The organism is Bradyrhizobium sp. SZCCHNR1017, assembly GCF_032381375.1.
In the GTDB taxonomy this organism is placed as follows: Bacteria; Pseudomonadota; Alphaproteobacteria; order Rhizobiales; family Xanthobacteraceae; genus Bradyrhizobium.
Genome location: NZ_JAUHIR010000001.1, coordinates 1,057,715 through 1,077,081, shown reverse-complemented (window position 1 = coordinate 1,077,081; position 19,367 = coordinate 1,057,715). Strand labels below are relative to the sequence as shown.

Here is a 19,367-nt window from a genome sequence, read left to right as displayed (position 1 = left end):
CGTCCTGGGGGATCTTGGTCCGGTTCTTTCTCAAAAGAGCAACTTGGAGGTTTAAATGAAGACGGTTAAGAGCCTTGTCCTCGGCTCGGCGGCAGTTCTGCTCGCCATGTCCGCGGCTCAGGCGGCCGACCTTCCGATCAAGGCCAAAGCGGTCGAGTATGTGAAGGTTTGCTCCCTGTATGGTGCGGGCTTCTACTACATCCCCGGCACCGACACCTGCATCAAGCTGGGCGGCTATCTCCGCGCTGAAACGGCGATCGCCACGAACAGCGACTTCAACGGCACGTTCAGCGGCCAGGGTGGTGCGCATAATCGCCTGAGCAACTACTACACGGCCCGCGCTCGTCAGGACATCAACATCGACACGCGCACGGCGACCGAGTACGGCGTGGTCCGTACCTTCGCTGACCTGACCTTCAGCTGGACCTCCGGCGGCTATGCCGGCACGGGTTCGGCCACCGGTGCGACCGCTTACTCGACGGCTGGTGCGCCGGGCGCACAGGCTGACGGCAATATCGCGCAGGGTTCGGTCGGCGTGTACTATGCCTTCATCCAGTTCGCCGGCTTCACCATGGGTAAGGCCGTGTCGCAGTTCGACACGCCCTGGGTGAACTATCCGGGCAACAACTTCGACGGTCTCGCCGGCGGCGGCGGCACGGTCACTGGCGTCAATCAGTTCAGCTACACCGCTGACTTCGGCTCCGGCATCACGGCCTCGGTCTCGGCTCAGGATGCGACCGCCTACTACCAGAACAACCTCTGGAACGTGGCGGGTTCGACGGCGGCTGGCGTGATCGGTGGTGCTTACGGCACCAGCAACTACGGCGGCAACGTCTCTCCGGACTTCGTCGGTATGGTCCGTGTCGACCAGGCCTGGGGTCTGTTCCAGGCGTCGTTCGCGGCGCATGACAACCATGTCGCTTACTACGGCGCGTCCGAGACCTCCGGCCACCCGGCCGACAAGTGGGGCTGGGCGGCTCAGCTGGCCCTGTCGATCAAGAACATCCCGACCGGACCTGGCGACACGATCAACGTGCAGGGCGTCTACACCAACGGTGCGAGCCGCTACAACATCCAGAGCCTGATGCCGAACAGCTACGCGATGTACGGCAGCACGGGTCTGGCTGGTGCCTACCAGAGCCTCGGCATTGCCGGCGTGGGCGACTCGGTGTTCACCACGGGTGGCGAGCAGCAGCTGACCACGACCTACGGTATGCGCGGTGCGTACACCCACAACTGGAACCCGGCCTGGAACACTGCGATCTACGGGTCTTGGGCTGCTGTCCGCTACAACGGCACGGCCAAGGGCCTGATCTGCACCAGCCCCGGCGTGGTTGCGACCTTCAACGCGGGTTCGACCTGTAATCCGGACTTCGATCTGGCCACCATCGGCCTGATCACGCGCTGGACCCCGGTCAAGAACCTGACCTTCTCGGCCGACTTCGCCTACTCGTGGCTCGACCAGAAGCACTCGGGTTCGGTCACGGCCCCGGCTGCCGCCGCTGTCGCCAAGCCGGCTGCGGTGTATGAGCTGAAGGATCAGCAGTCGGCTGTCCTGCTGCTCCGCGCTCAGCGCAACTTCTGATCCAGACTGTCTCACGACGGTTTGACCAACCCCCGGCAGGCAACTGCCGGGGGTTTTTCTTTGCCTCGCCAGCGCGTGCTCCAGCACCGAGACCCGCATTCCTCACCGTGCCGCTTTGTCGCTGACAAACATGCTGCCGACCCGCCCGAGAACCACACCGCGCGGCCACGCGACGCAATACGATCTGGATGGAATTTCGCGACCGCCTCGTGGCCATGCGGCTCAAACATCCGTGAGAGGTGGTCGGCGGATTCGCTCGGTTCGACCGCGCGTTTGAGCCAAGCTTGGCCTGCGTGATCTCGGGCGGGCGAGGGCCCGTGCCACGATTGCCGGGATGACAGGGCCAGAGAGTTTGAGCCTCGCGCTCGCCGCGGTTCTCGACGTCCGTCCTGCTGCATTCCCGCCACGACCGCGACACGCATTCGGCGGCGAAAGTCTTCCCCGACACATTACTCTTGGAGATCCGGCGACCGCGTGCCGTGCCGCGGCCGTGCCACATGCGTGATCCGGCCGGTCACGAGAATGGTCCGATAAAGCACCAACTCTGCCTCGCGATCGTTCCCACTGCAACGCTATGCGCGGGCACTGTGGTGCAGCTGGAGACGGGCTGACCGTTGGGGCGGTCGTTCGATGTCGAGCCGGGCCGGTCTGAACTGAGCAATTTGGAGGTTAGTATGAAGACTGTGAGGAGCCTTGTTTTGGGCTCAGGGGCGGCGTTGCTCGCCATGGGTGGGGCTCAGGCCGCCGACCTTCCGATCAAGGCCAAAGCGGTCGAGTATGTCAGGGTCTGCTCGATGTACGGCGCCGGATTTTTCTACATTCCGGGCACCGACACCTGCATCAAGCTCGGCGGCTATCTGCGGGTCGAGGCCGGCTTCGGCACGAATACGATCTTCCAGAATGCCGTGAACGGCGTCGCCGGCGGGCGAAATCGTCTCAGCAACTACTACACGACGCGTTCGCGCGCCGACCTCAACATCGACACCCGCACCGCGACCGAATATGGCGTCGTGCGCACCTTCTTCGACGGTGTCTTCCAGTGGACCGGGGGCAGCTATGCCGGGACCGGCTCCGCCACGGGCGCAACTGCCTATTCGACGGCGGGCGCGCCTGGAGCGCAGGCTGACGGCAACATCGCGCAAGGCGGGATCGGCGTCTTCTATGCCTTCATCCAGTTCGCCGGCTTCACCATGGGTAAGGCCGTGTCGCAGTTCGACGCGCCCTGGGCCAACTACCCCGGCAACAATTTCGACGGTCTGACCGGAGGCGGCGGCACCATCACCGGCGTCAACCAGTTCACCTACACCGCGGATTTCGGCTCGGGCATCACGGCCGCGATCTCGGCCCAGGATGCGACGCAGTATTCGCAGTCGCAGATCTGGAATACGGCGGGACAGACGGCCGCCGGCGTGCTCACCGGCAGCTATGGCACGTCGAATTTCGGCGGCAACGTCGCGCCCGACATCGTCGGCATGGTGCGCGTCGATCAGGCCTGGGGCCTGTTCCAGGCGTCCTTCGCGGCGCACGACAATCACGCCGCCTTCTTCGGTGCCAACGAGACGACCGGGCATCCCGCCGACAAATGGGGCTATGCCGGTCAGCTCGCCCTGTCGATCAAGAACATCCCGACCGGCGCCGGCGACACCATCAATCTGCAGGGCGTCTACACCAACGGTGCCAGCCGCTACAACTTCCAGAGCCTCGCGCCGATCAACTACGCGATGTACGGCGGCAGCAACATGGCCGGCGCTTTCCAGAGCCTGGGCTTCGCCGGCGTGTCGGATTCGGTGTTTGGGGCGAATACCCAGCAGCAGCTGACCACCACCTACGGCTTCCGGGGTGCCTTTACCCACAACTGGGATCCGTTCTGGAACACGGCGGTCTACGGCTCCTGGAGCGGCGTCAGATACAACAACACCGCGAAGGGACTGATCTGCAACGGTGCGGGCATGGTCGCTCTCGGAATCACGCCTGCGAATTGCAATCCCGACTTCAACATCTCGACGGTGGGTGTGATCACGCGCTGGACGCCGGTCAAGAATCTGACCTTCTCTGCGGACGTCGCTTGGACCCGGCTGGACCAGAAGTTCACCGGCGTGGCGAACGCACCGGCGGTCGCGGCGGTCGCCAAGCCGGCCACGACCTACCAGTTGAAGGACCAGGACTCGGTCTCGCTGCTGGTGCGTGCCCAGCGCAACTGGTAAGTGCGGGCGAATGGCGAATAGGGAGTAGCGAATAGCAGTTGACGACGGAGCGGAGCCCAGGCTTCGCTACTCGCTACTCGCTACTCGCTACTCGCTACTCGCTACTCGCTACTCGCTACTCCACCACAGCGCCGCGGCGCAGATCAGCCTCGATCTGCAGCCGCGAGCCGCCGCCGAAGCGGGCGCGATAGACCTGCAGGTTCTCCATCACCCGCTGCACGTAGTTGCGGGTCTCCGCAAACGGAATCAGCTCGACCCAATCCACCGCGTCCACCTTCGGATCGCGCGGGTCGCCATACCGCTCGACCCATTTCCGTACGCTGCCGCGGCCGGCATTGTAGGCCGCGAACGTCATGATGTACGAGCCGCGATAGTCCTCGAGCAGGCCGCCAAGCTCAGCCGCGCCGAGCTGCGCGTTGTAGACCGGGTCGGTCTTCATCCGGTTCAGATCGAAGCTGACGCCGGCTCGCTTGCAGACGTAGCGACCCGCATCCGGCGTGACCTGCATGAGCCCGTAGGCCTGAGCCGGCGAGACCACGGCCTGGTTGAAGGCGCTCTCCTGGCGCGCGATCGAGAAGATCACGCTCTGTTCGACTTCCGGCCCGAGCGCCCGGAACGCAGGGATGCCCGTGACCGGATAGGCGTAATGATCGAACGGCAGTCCGCGATTGAGCGCGGCCTTGCCAACCAGCAGCATCGCTCGCGCATCGCTGTTTCGCGCGGCGATTTCCGCGATTCCGACCAGCACGTCGGGGTCGCCGTTATCGCCCATGTCGGCAAAGATCGGGATCGCGACCTCGCCCTCGTCGAGCTCGTAGAGCAGTTGCACCGCGCGCACCACCTCGAGCCGTTCGACGCCGCGTCCGCGGCCGCTCGGCGCGGCATTGAGGCCGAGCTGCGGCAGGCCGAGCTTCGCGCGCGCCAACTGTCCGTAGTAGCTCGTGGACTGCTCGGCGGCCGACGTATAGGCCGCGCGCGCCTCCTGCATGCGCCCCATCGCTTCTGCCGCGCGGCCCTGCCAATAGCCGGCCCGCGCCAGGGTGGTCGGATTGACGCTGCCGACGCCGATGCGCGCAAAGTGCTGGGCCGCGGTGGCCGGATCGTTGAGGAAACGCAGCGCGATCCAGCCGGCGGTGAATTCCTGCTCGGTCTTGTAGATGTCGCGGTTCGGCAGCGCCGCGTCGCGCGCGATCAGGTAGGCGCTGCGATATTCGCCGGTGTCGATCATCTTGCGCGCCAGCAGTCGGCGCTCGATCCACCATTCGTCCAGATTGTGCAGGCGGCCGGGATCCTTGGGCGCGTTCAGCATCAGCTGCGCCGCCTCGGCGAATTTTTCATCGCGCCGCAGCAGTTGGATGCGGCTGAAGATGTAGCCTGCATCGCCGTGGAGTTCGCGCGGCACGGCTTCGAGCAGGCTCTGGCTGTTGGAGGCTTTGCGGTAGGCCGCGATTCGCGCTTTTGCCAGCGCCACGTGGCCCGAGCCAAGCCGCCGGGCAGCGCGCATGGCGGCCTCGTGCTCGCTGCCATACAGCAGCGTGTCCATCCGCGCCTTGTGATCGCCGCCGGACAGCAGGGCACCGTACTGGTCCAGGATGTTGTTCTCGGTCTCCTCGGACATCGCGTCGTTGCGCCAGGCATCGCGCACCAGGCGCTCGGCATTGGCGCGGTCGCCGCGATTGAGCATCACCCGGGCCAGCGCGAACTTGCCCTTGGCCGACAGCGGCGATTCGTTCTCGAACCAGGACCACACCACGGCATCGTCGCGCTTGTCGTCCCACAAGGCGGCCTCGAGCCGGCGCCGCAGGAAGGTCTGTGACGGCCAGGACGGATTGGCGGTGATGAACGCGCGGTAGCGCTCCACGCTGGCATTGTTGTTGTCGCTGCGCAGGATCACCCACTCCGCGAGCTTGCGCGCCACGGGATCCGAGATCGCCTGCACGACCTCGGTGGCATCGCTGGGCTTGCGCTTGCGGACGAGCTCGATCACGTTTTCGAGCGCGTCCTTGTCGGACTGCGAGGTCGAGGACGTCACGGCGATCGCAGCCGGCACCACGAGCTTGCGGGAGGCGGGCAGGGCGGCATGCTGGCGGGCCGGCAGGCTTGCAGCCGCCGCGCTGGGGGTGATGTCCCTCGGGGCCGCGCGCGGCGTCTCGCCGGCGCCTTTGGGGCTGCTCTTGACCTCGGCCTTCGCTTCGGCCCGCGCGTCGACCTCGCTCTTGGTCCCGGCGGCCTCGTGGGTGTTCGTCTTCGGAACCGCGCTGCGCGCGATCGGACGCGCCTTCGGCACCGGAACCTTGGTCGCGGGAGCCTTGGATCCCGAAACCTTGGACCCAGCGGCCTGGTCCTTGGCGAGAGCGCTATGTCCGGCGAGAGCCCATCCGAGTGTCAGGCCGGCGGCCAAGGACACCGAGAGTGACACCGACAGGGCGGTCGATCGCAATGCAGTGGCGCGGGCAGAAAAGGGCACGGCGTTCCTTTTGCGGCGGATGACTTCGATCCCCTGACCAACATGGGTCTATCGAAAAGGTGAACAAATCCTAAATATACCGGGAAGGACTGCAACCTGCGCCAACACCGCGGCGAAATCACGACCGAAGGGCGGCGTGCGGGCCGTGGGGCTTCAGCGAAGGGTGATCGCGGGCCTCGGCAAAGCGATTCGCGCGATTCGTGTGCCTGTTGAGAAGGCAGCCCAGCCGCGGGCGGGCCTTCCGCCCCGTCGGTAGACCCGGTATGAAGTGGCTCGCACAGGGGCCAAACGGCGTTTGGGAGGGAGTTTCATGGCAGCCAAGACGAATTTCCGGGGTTCTTTCACCGCCTTGGTCACTCCTTTCAAGAACGGGTCCGTGGACGAGGCCGCTTTTCGCAGCCTTGTGAACTGGCAGATCGACGAGGGCACCAACGGCCTCGTGCCGGTCGGCACGACGGGCGAGAGCCCGACGCTCAGTCATGACGAGCACAAGCGGGTGGTCGAGTGGTGCATCGCCGAGTCCCGGGGACGCGTGCCCGTCGTCGCCGGCGCCGGCTCCAATTCGACCAAGGAGGCGGTCGAGCTCGCCCAGCACGCCGAGAAGGCGGGGGCGGACGCGGTGCTGGTGGTGACGCCCTATTACAACAAGCCGACGCAGGAAGGCCTGTATCAGCACTTCAAGGCGATCAACGATGCGATCGGCATTCCGATCATCATCTACAATATTCCGCCGCGCTCGGTGATCGACATGTCCGTCGACACCATGAAGCGCCTGTTCGAGCTGAAGAACATCGCCGGCGTGAAGGATGCCACCGCGAGCATGGTGCGGGTGTCGCAGCAGCGCGCCGCGATGGGCGAGGAGTTCAACCAGCTCTCGGGCGAGGATGCGACGATCATCGGCTACATGGCGCATGGCGGCCATGGCTGCATCTCGGTGACGTCGAACGTCGCGCCGCGGCTGTGCTCGGAATTCCACCAGGCCTGGCAGAAGGGCGATGTCGCGACGGCGCTGAAGATCCACGACAAGCTGATGCCGCTGCACACCAATCTGTTCATCGAGTCCAACCCGGCCCCGGTGAAATACGCGCTGTCGCTGCTCGGCAAGATCGAGGAGAAGCTGCGGCTGCCGATGGTGCCGGTGTCGGAGCCGACCCGGGTCGCGGTGCGCGAGGCGATGGTTCATGCCGGACTGATCAACTGAGCCGACGTATCTGAGGGGGACGCGAGCATGTTGAAGGAATTCCGTGAATTCGCGATGAAGGGCAACGTCGTCGACCTCGCCGTCGGCGTCATCATCGGCGCGGCCTTCGGCGCCATCGTCACCTCGCTCGTCGCCGATGTCATCATGCCGATCATCGGCGCCATCACCGGCGGCCTCGATTTCTCGAACTACTTCATCCCGCTGTCCAAGACGGTCAATGCGAGCAACCTTGCGGACGCGAAGAAGCAGGGTGCCGTGCTGGCCTATGGACAGTTCCTGACCTTGACCCTGAACTTCTTCATCATCGCTTTCGTGCTGTTCATGATCATCCGTGTGATAAACAGGTTGAAGCGGAACGAAGCGGCAGCCCCCGCGGCGCCGGCGAAGCCCTCGGCCGAGGTCGAGCTGTTGACCGAGATCCGTGATCTCCTGAAAAAATCCTGATGGCTGAAAAGAACGAACCCAAGATCACGGTCGCCGCCGAGAATCGCAAGGCGCGGTTCAACTACGCGATCGAGGACACCATCGAGGCCGGCATCGCGCTGACCGGCACCGAGGTGAAGTCGGTCCGCGGCGGCAAGTCGACGATCGCGGAATCCTATGCGGATTCGCGCAACGGCGAGATCTGGCTGATCAACGCCAACATTCCGGAATATCTGCAGGCCAATCGCTTCAATCACGAGCCGAAGCGGCCGCGCAAGCTGCTGCTGCATCGCAAGCAGATCAACAAGCTGATGGGCGCGGTCGAGCGCGAAGGCATGACGCTGATCCCGCTGAAGCTCTATTTCAACGAGCGGGGCCGCGCCAAGCTGCTGCTCGCCGTCGCCAAGGGCAAGAAGCTGCACGACAAGCGCGAGAGCGAGAAGAAGCGCGATTGGGGCCGCGAGAAGGGCCGGCTGCTGCGGGCGCGCGGCTAACGAGACCTTTGCCGCGCGCTCCTCGGCGGCACGCCTGAGCCTTGGGAAAGCATCCGATGAATCAGAAGAACCTCTTGGACGTCGACTGGAGCCGGATTCCGGCTCCGACCGACGACGGCGCAGCCGATCATCTGGTCGGGACGATCATTCCCGCGATCGGACTGCGTGCGACCGACGACACGCTGGTCACGTTGTCCGATCTGCCTGGACGGACCGTCGTGTTCGCCTATCCGCGGACCGGCGAACCCGGCAAGGTGTCGCTCGTCGAGGACTGGGACATGATCCCGGGTGCGCGCGGCTGCACGCCGCAGACCTGCAGCTTCCGCGACCTGTTCGGCGAGTTGAAATCGGCCGGCGCCGCGCATGTGTTCGGCCTGTCGACGCAGAGCAATGCCTATCAGACCGAGATGGCCTCGCGCCTGCACCTGCCGTTTCCGGTGCTGTCGGACGAAAAGCTCGAGCTGACCAATGCCCTGCGGTTGCCGACGATGGAGATCGCCGGGCTGACCATGATCAAGCGGCTTGCCATGATCGTGGACGACGCCCGCATCACCCACGTGTTCTATCCGGTGTTTCCACCGGATAGGAACGCGGGCGACGTGCTGGCGTGGCTGAAGGACAACCGCGCATCTGCCGCGTGAGGATAAGGGCGGGCCGAACTAATCCAGATCCGCCTTCACGCGCGCGAACACGGCGTGGAACATCTCGGTCGTGAGCACGCCGGTGTTCGTATTGTAGCGTGAGCAGTGATAGCTGTCGTACAGCCGGATCCCGCCGGCCTGGTGCACGGCGCCATGGGCGAACGGCGCCGCGACCGCGCGCAAGCCCAGCAGCTTCAGCAGCGTGTCGTGGGAGATGCGGCCGAGCGCGACGATGCTGCGCAGCCGAGGCATCGCGGCGATGGTGGCGCCGAGGAAGCTCCGGCATTGGTTGATCTCGGCCGGCAGCGGCTTGTTCTGCGGCGGCACGCAGCGCACCGCGTTGCTGATTCGGCAGTCCACCAGCGTCAGCCCGTCGTCGGGGCGGGCTTCGAAGCGGCCTTTTGCAAATCCGTAGTGCAGCAGCGTTCCGTAGAGCAGCTCCCCGGCATAGTCGCCGGTGAACGGGCGCCCGGTGCGATTCGCACCCTGCAGCCCTGGCGCGAGGCCGACGATCAGGAGGCGCGCGTCGGGATCGCCGAACGACGGCACCGGGGCGTTGAACCATGACGGCTCACGCGCGCGCTGCGCCTCGCGGAACTCAACGAGGCGAGGGCACAGCGGACAGTCTCGATCGGGATTGGTCGAAGACGGGGCAGGCGGCGCAGGCTGAGTGCCCGTCCGCCTAGTCCTCGAAATCGTCATCGTTGGGCGTGGTGGTGGTGGTGGTCGTGGCGCGGGCGGGCGCCGTGGTCGAGCGCTGCAGGAATTGCGGAGAATGGTGGCGCGGCTCGCGCGGGGCGGGGCGCTCCGATGGGTCGCGGCCGAGCTTGGACTGCAACTCCATGAGGTCGGTGAAGACGTCGGCCTGGCGGCGTAACTCGTCGGCGATCATCGGCGGCTGGCTGGAGATGGTCGAGATCACGGTGACGCGAACGCCGCGGCGCTGCATCGCTTCGACCAGCGAACGGAAGTCGCCGTCGCCCGAGAACAGCACCATCTGGTCGATATGCTCGGCGAGTTCCATGGCATCGACGGCGAGCTCGATGTCCATGTTGCCCTTGACCTTGCGCCGGCCGCTGGCGTCGATGAATTCCTTCGTCGCCTTGGTGACGACCGTATAGCCGTTGTAGTCGAGCCAGTCGATCAAGGGCCGAATCGACGAGTACTCCTGATCCTCGATGATCGCGGTGTAATAGAACGCGCGGAGCAGCGTGCCGCGGCTCTGAAATTCCTTGAGCAGGCGCTTGTAGTCAATGTCGAAGCCGAGCGTCTTGGCCGTGGCGTATAGGTTGGCGCCGTCAATGAAGAGCGCAATCTTGTTGGTCGAAGATGACATTCAGTGTCTCGCGTTCAGTTAGATTCTATTTTTGGCGCGACTCCAGTCGGTCGCGCATTCCATTTCAAGATACTGCCAAGGCGTCGGCGGTCCATCTGGTGTGAGGTTACCGCAAACAGGAGTGGTCGGGGCAACAAAGGCGCACTTGTGACGACGTAATGAAGCGTTTTCTTGTCCAAGGCCCGAATTCCGCGGGTCTGGACGGAGCGCCAGTCAAGGTTGCCGAATTCGGTACTCCTTGCCCCTTACCGAACCCTGACGCCAGTTTTGCCTTGCGAAAGCCGGCCAGCCTCTATAACTAGCCCAGCATAATCAGCATATTAAGCACACAAAGGACCGGAGCGACAATGGCGCGCGTCACTGTGGAAGATTGTATCGATAAAGTCGACAACCGGTTCGACCTGGTTCTCCTGGCCGCGCATCGCGCGCGAATGATCTCATCAGGATCGCAACTTACAATTGATAGAGATAATGACAAGAATCCCGTCGTCGCACTCCGGGAAATTGCGGATTCGACCATTTCTCCCGAGGATCTGAAGGAAGAACTGGTGCATTCGCTGCAGAAGTTCGTCGAGGTCGACGAGCCGGAGCCGGACACGGTGCCGCTGATCGGCTCGGCCGGTGCCAGCGTCGATGCCGACGACACCGAGGTGGCCGTCGAGCGCATGACCGAGGAAGAGCTGCTGAAGGGCCTCGAGGGCCTCGCTCCGCCGGAAGAACAGCCGGAAGAGGACGAGTGACGGTCTCGTCACCGTCAGCGCGAGCTCCAGCTAACTTGTGAGAATGTGAAGGCCCGGACCACGTCCGGGCCTTTGCATTTGAACGTGATTCCGTGATTACCATAGGGCTGCGCCAAGCGCCTGCCATCCGGCAGATTTGGTCACGAAGATAAAGGTTTAGTCATTTTCCATGGTGGTTTCGGGCCACACTCCTCAGCAGATGCAGGCGGCGGCCGAATCGGCCGCGTTGGCGCCTCCGCCGCCGGCTGAGCGGCCGCGGCCGCCGAAGCCGCGCTCCCGCATGATGCGGCAGTACGACCTCGTGGAACGGGTCCGCTCCTACAATCCGGACACGAACGAGGACCTGCTCAACCGCGCCTACGTGTACGCCATGAAGGCGCATGGGTCGCAGACCCGTGCGTCGGGCGACCCGTATTTCACGCATCCGCTCGAGGTCGCGGCCATTTTGACCGACCTGAAGCTGGATGACGCCACCATCGTCGCGGCGCTGCTGCACGACACGATCGAGGACACCGAGGCGACCCGCGCCGAGATCGATCGCTTCTTCGGCCCCGAGATCGGTGCGCTCGTCGAAGGCTTGACCAAGCTGAAGCGGCTCGAGCTGGTCTCGCGCGAGGCCAAGCAGGCCGAGAATCTGCGCAAGCTCCTGCTGGCGATCGCCGACGACGTGCGTGTGCTGCTGGTCAAGCTCGCGGATCGCTTGCATAACATGCGCACGCTGGAGTTCGTGCCGGAGGCATCGCGGCGGCGGATTGCCGAGGAGACGCTCGACATCTACGCGCCGCTTGCGGGCCGGATGGGCATGCAGGAGATGCGCGAGGAACTCGAGGATCTCTCGTTCCGGACGCTCGACCCGCAGGCCTACAGCGTGGTGATGCAGCGGCTCGATGCGCTGGCGGAGCGCAACCGCAACCTGATCGGCGAAATCGAGAGCCAGCTGGCCCGCAAGTTTCGCGAGCACGGCCTCACCGCGCGGGTGTTCGGCCGCCGCAAGCGGCCATTCTCGATCTGGACCAAGATGGAACGCAAATCCATCGGCTTCGAGCAGCTGTCCGACATCTTCGGCTTTCGCGTCATCATGCCGGATCTGGAATCCTGCTATCGTGCGCTCGGTATCGTGCATACGACCTGGCCTGTCGTGCCCGGCCGCTTCAAGGACTACATCTCGACGCCGAAGCAGAACGACTATCGCTCGATCCACACGACCGTGATCGGCCCGGGCAAGCAGCGCGTCGAGCTGCAGATCCGCACCGAGGAGATGGATCAGATCGCCGAGCTCGGCATCGCCGCCCACGCCTTCTACAAGGACGACCTCGCCTCGCCGACGGAACGGCTGAAGCGCGAATCGAACGCCTTCGCCTGGCTCCGCCACACCATCGGTATCCTTTCGGAGAGCGCCAACCCCGAAGAGTTCCTCGAGCACACCAAGCTCGAGCTGTTTCACGATCAGGTGTTCTGCTTCACGCCGAAGGGCAAGCTGATCGCGCTGCCACGCCACGCAAACGTGATCGACTTCGCCTATGCCGTGCATACCGACGTCGGCAACAGCGCCGTCGGCTGCAAGATCAACGGCAAGTTCGCGGCGCTGTCGTCGGAGCTGCAGAACGGCGACGAGGTCGAAGTGCTGACGTCGGATGCGCAGTCGGCGCCGCCCTCGGCCTGGGAGACGCTCGCCATCACCGGCAAGGCACGCGCCGCCATCCGGCGCGCCACCCGAACCGCCGTGCGCGATCAATATGCCGGGCTGGGCCGGCGCATCGTCGAACGCCTGTTCGAACGGACCAAGCTCGAATATGCCGACGACAAGCTCAAGGGCGCGCTGCCGCGTCTGGCGCGCGCCTCGATCGAGGACGTGATGGCGGCGGTCGGCCGCGGCGAGATCAAGGCCTCCGACGTCGCGCGCGCGATGTATCCGGACTACAAGGAAGAGCGCGTCGTGCGCTACGGCGCCAAGAAGACGGCCGCCGCGCCGGCGGCCAAGGCTGCCGCGCCCGCGGCCGAGCCCCACCGCGGCCCGTTCGCCATCCCGATCAGCGGGCTCAATTCCGGCCTGCCGGTGAAGTTCGCGCCGAACGGTGGCGCCGTGCCGGGCGACCGCATCGTCGGCATCGTGACGCCGGGCGAGGGGATCACGATCTATCCGATCCAGTCGCCGGCGCTGAAGGATTTCGAGGAGGAGCCGGAGCGCTGGCTCGACGTGCGCTGGGATGTCGACGAGACCTCGCCGCAGCGCTTTCCGGCGCGCATTCGCGTCGAGAACGTCAACGAGCCCGGCAGCCTCGCCCAGGTCGCCACCGTGATCGCCGAGCATGACGGCAACATCGACAACATCAGCATGAGCCGCCGCTCGCCTGACTTCACCGAGCTCACGATCGATCTCGAGGTCTACGACCTCAAGCATCTCTCGGCGATCATCAACCAGTTGCGCGCCAAGACCATCGTGGCGCGGGTCGACCGGGTGAATGGCTAATCTGCGGGGATGGCTGCGGCGTTCTGCTTCGGGATGCGCTAAACAACCCGAAGTCTATTCGAAAGTCCTGCGAGCCGGCCCATGTCCGATCCGTCGAAGTCACATCCTCCGAAGCTGCGCCTCGGCGTCAACGTCGACCACATCGCCACCTTGCGAAATGCCCGCGGCGGCCGCATCCCCGATCCGGTGCGCGCCGCGCTGCTCGCGATCGAGGCCGGGGCCGACGGCATCACGGCGCATCTGCGCGAGGACCGCCGGCACATCCGCGACGACGACATGGCGCGGCTGAAGGCCGAGATCTCCAAGCCGCTGAACTTCGAGATGGCGGCCACCGAGGAGATGGTGCGGATCGCGCTGGCGACGCGCCCGCATGCCTGCTGCCTGGTGCCGGAGCGGCGCGAGGAGCTGACCACCGAGGGCGGCCTCGACGTGGTCGGCCAGCACAAGGCGCTGGCGCCGGCGATCGCCCGGCTGAGCGATGCCGGCATCCGGGTGTCGCTGTTCATCGCCGCCGACCCGGCGCAGATCGAGATGGCGGCGCGGCTGCGCGCGCCCGTGATCGAGATCCACACCGGCGGCTGGTGCGATGCCATCACCGACGGCCACCACGACAAGGCGGAGGTGGAGTGGGAGCGGATCGTGACCGGCGCCCGGCAGGCCTATGCAGCCGGGCTCGAGGTCCATGCCGGCCACGGGCTCGACTATGCCACCGCCGAGCGGATCGCGGCGTTGCCGGAGATCGTCGAGCTCAACATCGGCTACTTCATGATGGGGGAGGCGCTGTTCGTGGGCCTCGCCGAGACCGTCCGGACCATGCGCGCGGCCATGGATCGCGGCCGGGCGCGGCTGGGGACATCGGCATGATCATCGGCATCGGCTCCGACCTGATCGACATCCGCCGCGTGGCCGAGGTGATGGACCGGCACGGCGAGCGCTTCCTGAACCGGATCTTCACCGCGGCCGAGCGCGCCAAGGCCGAGCGGCGGGCCAAGAACGAGAAGATGGTGGTCGCCACCTACGCCAAGCGGTTCGCCGCCAAGGAGGCCTGCGCCAAGGCGCTCGGCACCGGCATCCGTCACGGGGTGTGGTGGCGCGACATGGGCGTCGTCAATCTGCCCGGCGGCCGGCCGACCATGCAGCTCACGGGTGGCGCGGCCGAACGGCTGAAGGCGCTGACCCCCGAGGGCCACGAGCCGCGCATCGACCTGTCGATCACCGACGACTGGCCGCTGGCGCAAGCCTTCGTCATAATTTCGGCGGTGCGCCGCGAGACATCCTGAAGGGCGGCCGCCCCGCAGGAAAAACAAAAATGCGATCGATTCCAGCGAGTTATGTAGTTTTGATACGGCGATTGATTGCGCGGCCCCGCGCAGTCGTCTAAAACCCGCCGGGATCGAACCGGCTGCATCACGGGCGGATTCTGGGTCAAACCGGAGTTGGCCTTAACCACCAGAATCAGGACAGACTCCCTTAAGCCGCGGAACGGTATGGTGTTCGCGGACGGAGGGGTGTTCGGCAACGGCTGGCGAATCGTCGGACCATTCGCCAAGGGACATTGAAAGAGCGATGAGCGTGACCTCCGGAACCAAGACTGAGAGCGGCCTCGGTGAAACCGTTCGTGTCGTCGTTCATGCGCTGCTGATCGCGTTGGTGATCCGCACCTTCCTATTCCAGCCGTTCAACATCCCCTCGGGATCGATGAAGGCGACCCTGCTGGTCGGCGACTATCTGTTCGTATCGAAATATTCGTACGGCTATAGCCACTACTCGATTCCGCTGTCGCCCCCGATTTTCTCGGGCCGCATCTTCGGCTCGGAGCCGAACCGCGGCGACATCGTCGTGTTTCGTCTGCCCAAGGACGACACCACCGACTACATCAAGCGGGTGATCGGCCTGCCTGGCGACCGCATCCAGGTGCGCGAAGGGCTGCTCTACATCAACGACAAGCCGGTGCAGCGCGAGCGGCTCTCCGATTTCATCGGCGAGGATCCCTGCGGGCAGCCGGACTCGACCGCGCGCGTCAAGCGCTGGAAGGAGACCCTGCCGAACGGCGTCAGCTATGAGACGCTGGACTGCGTCGACAATGGCTATGTCGACAACACCGCGGTGTATACCGTGCCGGCCGGCAACTTCTTCATGATGGGCGACAATCGCGACAACTCGACCGACAGCCGCTTCCTCAGCCAGGTCGGCTACGTGCCGTTCGAGAACATCGTCGGCCGTGCGCAGCTGATCTTCTTTTCCATTGCCGAAGGCGAGCATGCCTGGGCGTTCTGGCGCTGGCCGGTATCGGTGCGCTGGAATCGAATCTTCAAATTCGTGCGATGATCGACGACTCACCCGAAATCCAGACCACGCAGGCTGCCGCATCGAGCCCGCAACCCGGCACGGGTGCGCTGGAGGCAACGCCCAAGGCCGCGTCGCGGCCGAAGTCTGAGATCAAGCCTGAGCAGAAGAGCGAGCCCAAGGCCGAGCCCAAGACCGAGCCGAAGGCCGATTCCAAGACCGACGCGAAGCCGGTCTCCAAGCCAGACATGAAGACCGTCGAGTCCGAATCGGCGCCCGCTCGCCCGACCGAGGATGGGGCGGACCCGACCGCGCTCGTTGCCGAGGCCGATTCCGACGGCAAGCCGCGCAGCAAGGCGAAGGGCAGTCGCCGTACCAAGAGCGCGGGGACCGGCGCCGCCAAGGGCGCCAAGGCCGCGGACAAGGCCGCCAATGCCGCGATCGAGGCGCGCATCGGCCATCACTTTGCCGATCCGTCGCTGCTCAGCACCGCCTTTACCCACGTCTCGGCGCTGAAATCGTCCAAGAAGCGCGGCGACAGCTATCAGCGGCTCGAATTCCTCGGCGACCACGTGCTCGGCCTGATCGTGTCCGACATGCTGTACCGCTCGTTTCCGAGCGCGGACGAGGGCGAGCTGTCGAAGCGGCTCGCCGATCTCGTGCGCAAGGAGAGCTGTGCCGACGTCGCCAAGTCGCTCGGCCTGCTCGACGACATCAAGCTCGGCGCGGTCGGCGCCGGCGCCGGGGCGCGGTTGCGCAAGTCGGTGCTGGGCGACGTCTGCGAGGCGGTGATCGGCGCGATCTTCCTCGACGGCGGCTACACGGCCGCCGCTGGATTCGTCGAGCGCAATTGGACCGAGCGCATGCACAAGCCGCGGCGCCCGCTCCGCGATCCGAAAACGGTGCTGCAGGAATGGGCGCAGGGCAAGGGCCTGCCCACCCCGGTGTACCGGGAGGTGGAGCGCACCGGCCCGCATCACGATCCGCAGTTCCGTGTCGCCGTCGACCTGCCGGGGCTGGAGCCGGCCGAAGGCATCGGCGGCTCGAAGCGGGCGGCAGAAAAGGTGGCGGCATCGGTCATGATCGAGCGCGAAGGCGTCAGCGGCGGCAGCAATGACGGCTGAACAACAATCGGTGCCGGCTGCCGGGACTCGCTGCGGTTTCGTCGCGCTGATCGGCGCGCCCAATGTCGGCAAATCGACGCTCGTCAACGCGCTGGTCGGCTCCAAGGTCACGATCGTCTCGCGCAAGGTGCAGACGACGCGGGCGCTGATCCGCGGCATCGTCATCGAAGGCGCGTCTCAGATCATCCTGGTCGACACCCCCGGCATTTTCGCGCCGAAGCGCAGGCTGGACCGCGCCATGGTCACGACGGCCTGGAGCGGGGCGCATGATGCCGATCTCGTCTGCGTGCTGCTCGATGCCAAGAAGGGCATCGACGATGAGGCGCAGGCCATCATCGACAAGGCGGCTGCGGTCGCGCACGAGAAGATCCTGGTGGTCAACAAGGTCGACCTGGTGCCGCGCGAGAAGCTGCTGGCGCTGGTCGCGGCTGCCAACGAGAAGCTGTCGTTCGCGCGCACCTTCATGATCTCGGCGATCTCCGGCGACGGGGTCGACGATCTCAGGCGGGCCTTGGCGGAGATGGTGCCGCCCGGTCCGTTCCACTATCCCGAGGACCAGATGTCGGACGCGCCGATGCGGCACCTCGCGGCCGAGATCACCCGTGAGAAGATCTATTCGCATCTGCATCAGGAGCTGCCCTACCAGTCCACGGTCGAGACCGACAGCTGGACCGAGCGCAAGGACGGCTCGATCCGCATCGAGCAGACGATCTTCGTGGAGCGGGACAGCCAGCGCAAGATCGTGCTCGGCAAGGGCGGTGCGACGATCAAGTCGATCGGCGCGCAGGCGCGCAAGGAAATCGCAGAGATCACCGGCGTGCCGGTGCACCTGTTCCTGTTCGTGAAGGTGCGTGAGAACTGGGGCGATGATCCCGACCGCTACCGGGAGATGGGGCTCGAGTTCCCCAGGGAATGACAATGAGCGTGCCGCGCAACGTGTTGTGGTTCGAAGTGCTGCTCTACATCTCGCTGATGCTGGACGCGCTGTCGGTTGCCGTCTCCGACCGGACGCCGACCTTCGACGTAACCGAGGACATGATCACCACGCAGACCGTGCTCAACGGGGTGGTCATCCTGCTGCTGTTCTATTTCGTCTATCTGGCGGCGCAGCGCCGCAGGAACTGGCCGCGCTGGGTGCTGCTGGGGGCGCTGGTGCTGTCCGATATCTTCCTGGTGCAGGTGATCGGGCAGAAGGGCATGACGCTCGATGCCGGCATCGAGGTCATTTCCTGCGCGCTGACGACGATGGGCTTGTACTATTCGTTCACGGGCGATGCGCGCGGCTGGTTCAACGCGTGACACGGCTGGGCTGATGTCGCCGATCATGCGGAATTTGCGACCGCGCGCGACGCCTCGCGCGTGACGCGATCCGGACGTTCTGCGCTGTGCTGGATGCTTTCGCTTCGCTCGCAATGACGGTGTTTGCCGAGGGGCCGCTCGCTTCATGGAATGGACCGACGATGGCATCGTGCTGGGCGTGCGGCGGCACGGCGAATCCTCGGCGGTCGTCGAGCTGCTGACCCGCGAGCATGGCCGGCATCTCGGTCTCGTGCGCGGGGCGAGCGGCAAGCGCATGCGGCCGGTGCTGCAGCCGGGCAACACGGTGCGCGCGATCTGGCGCGCGCGGCTCGACGAGCATCTCGGCATGTACGCCATCGACGCGCTGACCTTGCGGGCGGCGGGGCTGATCTCCGCGCAACACGGCGCCTACGGCGTGACGCATCTTGCCTCGCTGGCCCGGCTGTTGCCGGAGCGCGATCCGCACGAAGACATGTATCTGCGGCTCGAACATGCGCTCGATGATTTCGAGGATGCGGGCGGCGCCGCCGCCCACATCGTGCGCTTCGAGCTGGCGATCCTCGCCGAACTCGGCTTCGGGCTCGATCTCGACTCCTGCGCTGCGACCGGCGAGACCTCGGACCTGATCTACGTCTCGCCGAAGTCGGGCGGCGCGGTGTCGCGCACGGCCGGCGCGCCATGGGCCGACCGGCTGCTGCCGTTGCCGCCCTTCCTGCGCGAGAGCGAGCAGGGCCATGGCTGGTCGCAGCAGGATCTGCTCGACGGTTTCCGGCTGACCGGCCTGTTCCTTCTCCGTCACGTGTTGGAGCCGCGCGGGCAGGGCCATTCCGACGCCCGCGAGGGCTTCATCAACGCCGTGACGCGGGCAAGGCCCGCCTCGCGATAGGGCTCGTTTTCGACGTTCGTCGTCATGTGCCCGCGCGCTCGTTCGCCAACGTCGAGACTGACGACACACGCGCCGGCATCATGGCAAAGCTGATCCGGATACCGTCTTCGACTGTGACGTCATTCACATCCGTCTTCACATGACCGACGTAGGATCATGCAACAATCCTGGTTGATGATAATTTTCCAATCATTTTGAGGTTGCGTCGGCC

Annotated in this window: 18 protein-coding genes; 15 read left to right on the top strand and 3 right to left on the bottom strand. The window is 65.3% G+C overall.

Annotated elements, in window-relative coordinates; genetic code table 11:
• The first annotated feature begins 55 nt into the window (after positions 1-55).
• Both QW863_RS05020 and QW863_RS05015 read left to right on the top strand, forming a co-directional pair.
• Positions 56-1,585 carry a porin gene (locus QW863_RS05020; protein WP_315711380.1) on the top strand — a complete coding sequence of 510 codons (1,530 nt, stop codon included), beginning with the start codon at positions 56-58 and terminating at the stop codon, positions 1,583-1,585.
• 674 nt (positions 1,586-2,259) lie between these two features.
• Positions 2,260-3,789, top strand: coding sequence for a porin (locus tag QW863_RS05015; protein WP_315711381.1), 1,530 nt, complete (start codon positions 2,260-2,262; stop codon positions 3,787-3,789).
• Positions 3,790-3,904: 115 nt separating this feature from the next.
• Here QW863_RS05015 and QW863_RS05010 read toward each other — a convergent pair whose 3' ends face one another.
• Positions 3,905-6,256, bottom strand: a complete 2,352-nt coding sequence (locus tag QW863_RS05010) for a lytic transglycosylase domain-containing protein (RefSeq protein ID WP_315711382.1) — start codon at positions 6,254-6,256, stop codon at positions 3,905-3,907.
• A 310-nt stretch (positions 6,257-6,566) separates the two neighbouring features.
• Here QW863_RS05010 and dapA point away from each other — a divergent pair, with 310 nt between their 5' ends.
• Genes dapA through QW863_RS04990 form a run of 4 tightly spaced genes read left to right on the top strand, consistent with a single transcriptional unit; the run spans position 6,567 to position 9,015 of the window.
• Positions 6,567-7,457 (top strand): 4-hydroxy-tetrahydrodipicolinate synthase, encoded by an 891-nt coding sequence (dapA, locus tag QW863_RS05005; protein WP_315711383.1) that lies wholly within the window; start codon positions 6,567-6,569, stop codon positions 7,455-7,457.
• A 27-nt stretch (positions 7,458-7,484) separates the two neighbouring features.
• The gene (gene mscL / locus QW863_RS05000; protein ID WP_315711385.1) at positions 7,485-7,901 is read left to right on the top strand and encodes a large conductance mechanosensitive channel protein MscL; all 417 of its coding nucleotides are present in this window, start codon (positions 7,485-7,487) and stop codon (positions 7,899-7,901) included.
• A complete protein-coding gene (gene smpB, locus QW863_RS04995) occupies positions 7,901-8,374 on the top strand; it encodes an SsrA-binding protein SmpB (RefSeq protein WP_315711387.1) in 474 nt (157 codons plus the stop codon). The genes mscL and smpB overlap by 1 nt, the downstream gene beginning before the upstream one ends.
• Before the next feature lie 56 nt (positions 8,375-8,430).
• Entirely contained in the window at positions 8,431-9,015 is a 585-nt protein-coding gene (locus QW863_RS04990; RefSeq protein WP_315711388.1) for a peroxiredoxin, read from the top strand.
• A gap of 18 nt (positions 9,016-9,033) precedes the next feature.
• On the opposite strand, the gene QW863_RS04985 is transcribed toward QW863_RS04990, so the two are convergent.
• On the bottom strand, positions 9,034-9,717 hold the full coding sequence (locus tag QW863_RS04985) for a uracil-DNA glycosylase (protein ID WP_315711389.1): 684 nt from the start codon (positions 9,715-9,717) through the stop codon (positions 9,034-9,036).
• A complete protein-coding gene (locus tag QW863_RS04980) occupies positions 9,698-10,351 on the bottom strand; it encodes an NYN domain-containing protein (protein WP_315711390.1) in 654 nt (217 codons plus the stop codon). The genes QW863_RS04985 and QW863_RS04980 overlap by 20 nt, the downstream gene beginning before the upstream one ends.
• Positions 10,352-10,698: 347 nt before the next feature.
• Between QW863_RS04980 and rpoZ the strand changes: the two genes are divergently transcribed.
• From rpoZ to recO, 9 genes are all read left to right on the top strand, one after another.
• Entirely contained in the window at positions 10,699-11,091 is a 393-nt protein-coding gene (rpoZ, locus tag QW863_RS04975) for a DNA-directed RNA polymerase subunit omega (protein WP_006612728.1), read from the top strand.
• A gap of 169 nt (positions 11,092-11,260) precedes the next feature.
• Positions 11,261-13,561 carry a bifunctional (p)ppGpp synthetase/guanosine-3',5'-bis(diphosphate) 3'-pyrophosphohydrolase gene (locus QW863_RS04970; RefSeq protein ID WP_315711393.1) on the top strand — a complete coding sequence of 767 codons (2,301 nt, stop codon included), beginning with the start codon at positions 11,261-11,263 and terminating at the stop codon, positions 13,559-13,561.
• Positions 13,562-13,642: 81 nt separating this feature from the next.
• The gene (locus QW863_RS04965; RefSeq protein ID WP_315711395.1) at positions 13,643-14,425 is read left to right on the top strand and encodes a pyridoxine 5'-phosphate synthase; all 783 of its coding nucleotides are present in this window, start codon (positions 13,643-13,645) and stop codon (positions 14,423-14,425) included.
• The gene (gene acpS, locus QW863_RS04960; RefSeq protein WP_315711397.1) at positions 14,422-14,841 is read left to right on the top strand and encodes a holo-ACP synthase; all 420 of its coding nucleotides are present in this window, start codon (positions 14,422-14,424) and stop codon (positions 14,839-14,841) included. The genes QW863_RS04965 and acpS overlap by 4 nt, the downstream gene beginning before the upstream one ends.
• 286 nt (positions 14,842-15,127) lie before the next feature.
• A complete protein-coding gene (lepB, locus tag QW863_RS04955) occupies positions 15,128-15,889 on the top strand; it encodes a signal peptidase I (protein WP_315711399.1) in 762 nt (253 codons plus the stop codon).
• Complete coding sequence (gene rnc / locus QW863_RS04950; protein ID WP_315711400.1) at positions 15,886-16,971, top strand: ribonuclease III; 1,086 nt, start codon at positions 15,886-15,888, stop codon at positions 16,969-16,971. The genes lepB and rnc overlap by 4 nt, the downstream gene beginning before the upstream one ends.
• Positions 16,961-17,887, top strand: coding sequence for a GTPase Era (gene era / locus QW863_RS04945; RefSeq protein ID WP_315711401.1), 927 nt, complete (start codon positions 16,961-16,963; stop codon positions 17,885-17,887). The genes rnc and era overlap by 11 nt, the downstream gene beginning before the upstream one ends.
• A gap of 2 nt (positions 17,888-17,889) precedes the next feature.
• Positions 17,890-18,270, top strand: coding sequence for a hypothetical protein (locus tag QW863_RS04940; protein ID WP_315711402.1), 381 nt, complete (start codon positions 17,890-17,892; stop codon positions 18,268-18,270).
• Positions 18,271-18,415: 145 nt separating this feature from the next.
• The gene (gene recO, locus QW863_RS04935; protein ID WP_315711403.1) at positions 18,416-19,156 is read left to right on the top strand and encodes a DNA repair protein RecO; all 741 of its coding nucleotides are present in this window, start codon (positions 18,416-18,418) and stop codon (positions 19,154-19,156) included.
• Positions 19,157-19,367: the final 211 nt, after the last annotated feature.

Bases quoted from the DNA above. Each gene is read 5' to 3' on its own strand.
- QW863_RS04965 (WP_315711395.1), top strand. From the start codon at position 13,643: ATGTCCGATCCGTCGAAGTCACATCCTCCGAAGCTGCGCCTCGGCGTC.
- QW863_RS04980 (WP_315711390.1), bottom strand. From the start codon at position 10,351: ATGTCATCTTCGACCAACAAGATTGCGCTCTTCATTGACGGCGCCAAC.
- era (WP_315711401.1), top strand. From the start codon at position 16,961: ATGACGGCTGAACAACAATCGGTGCCGGCTGCCGGGACTCGCTGCGGT.
- acpS (WP_315711397.1), top strand. From the start codon at position 14,422: ATGATCATCGGCATCGGCTCCGACCTGATCGACATCCGCCGCGTGGCC.
- dapA (WP_315711383.1), top strand. From the start codon at position 6,567: ATGGCAGCCAAGACGAATTTCCGGGGTTCTTTCACCGCCTTGGTCACT.
- QW863_RS04985 (WP_315711389.1), bottom strand. From the start codon at position 9,717: ATGACGATTTCGAGGACTAGGCGGACGGGCACTCAGCCTGCGCCGCCT.
- QW863_RS04940 (WP_315711402.1), top strand. From the start codon at position 17,890: ATGAGCGTGCCGCGCAACGTGTTGTGGTTCGAAGTGCTGCTCTACATC.
- mscL (WP_315711385.1), top strand. From the start codon at position 7,485: ATGTTGAAGGAATTCCGTGAATTCGCGATGAAGGGCAACGTCGTCGAC.
- rpoZ (WP_006612728.1), top strand. From the start codon at position 10,699: ATGGCGCGCGTCACTGTGGAAGATTGTATCGATAAAGTCGACAACCGG.
- recO (WP_315711403.1), top strand. From the start codon at position 18,416: ATGGAATGGACCGACGATGGCATCGTGCTGGGCGTGCGGCGGCACGGC.
- rnc (WP_315711400.1), top strand. From the start codon at position 15,886: ATGATCGACGACTCACCCGAAATCCAGACCACGCAGGCTGCCGCATCG.
- QW863_RS04970 (WP_315711393.1), top strand. From the start codon at position 11,261: ATGGTGGTTTCGGGCCACACTCCTCAGCAGATGCAGGCGGCGGCCGAA.
- lepB (WP_315711399.1), top strand. From the start codon at position 15,128: ATGAGCGTGACCTCCGGAACCAAGACTGAGAGCGGCCTCGGTGAAACC.
- QW863_RS05015 (WP_315711381.1), top strand. From the start codon at position 2,260: ATGAAGACTGTGAGGAGCCTTGTTTTGGGCTCAGGGGCGGCGTTGCTC.
- smpB (WP_315711387.1), top strand. From the start codon at position 7,901: ATGGCTGAAAAGAACGAACCCAAGATCACGGTCGCCGCCGAGAATCGC.
- QW863_RS04990 (WP_315711388.1), top strand. From the start codon at position 8,431: ATGAATCAGAAGAACCTCTTGGACGTCGACTGGAGCCGGATTCCGGCT.
- QW863_RS05020 (WP_315711380.1), top strand. From the start codon at position 56: ATGAAGACGGTTAAGAGCCTTGTCCTCGGCTCGGCGGCAGTTCTGCTC.